We start from the raw sequence: 411 nt of genomic DNA, 5'->3' as shown, positions 1-411 counted from the left end.
AGCCCATCGAGGTGCGGCTCCTCGGCGTAAAGGATGCAAACGGTAACCTGATTTCACCCACGGATGCGGTTGATGCGGCAGGCACCATCAAACAGAAGGCGGCGTTCGACTGGTACGGCCGCCAGACTTCCGCGACGGACGGAAACGGCCATACCTCCACGGTGGAATACGACGGTCTCGGCCGCAAGGTGAAGGAAACGAACCCGGACGGGACCTTCCGCACCGCCGAATACGACGACGCCAACAACCGCATCACCACCGCGGACGAGGCGGGAAACCGGTCGCGGCTCCGGTATACGCCGCTCGGCCGGATCGAACGGGAGTCCCTGCTGGACGGGGAGACGGAGATCCCGGTTGCCTCGTTTACATACGACCATCTGGAGCGCCTGACGGAACAGACGGCATACGGCG

General features: G+C 63.7%; 1 protein-coding gene. It reads left to right on the top strand.

Annotation, left to right across the window (positions count from 1 at the left end; all coding sequences use genetic code 11):
- The coding region (locus NE609_RS17355; RefSeq protein ID WP_256153245.1) for an RHS repeat domain-containing protein at positions 1–411 on the top strand (411 nt) is incomplete at both ends.

It is taken from the genome of Anaerotruncus sp. DFI.9.16, assembly GCF_024461615.1.
GTDB lineage: Bacteria > Bacillota > Clostridia > Oscillospirales > Ruminococcaceae > Anaerotruncus > Anaerotruncus massiliensis.
Note: the sequence above shows the minus strand (reverse complement) of the source record. Positions and strands in the feature narration are given on the sequence as shown.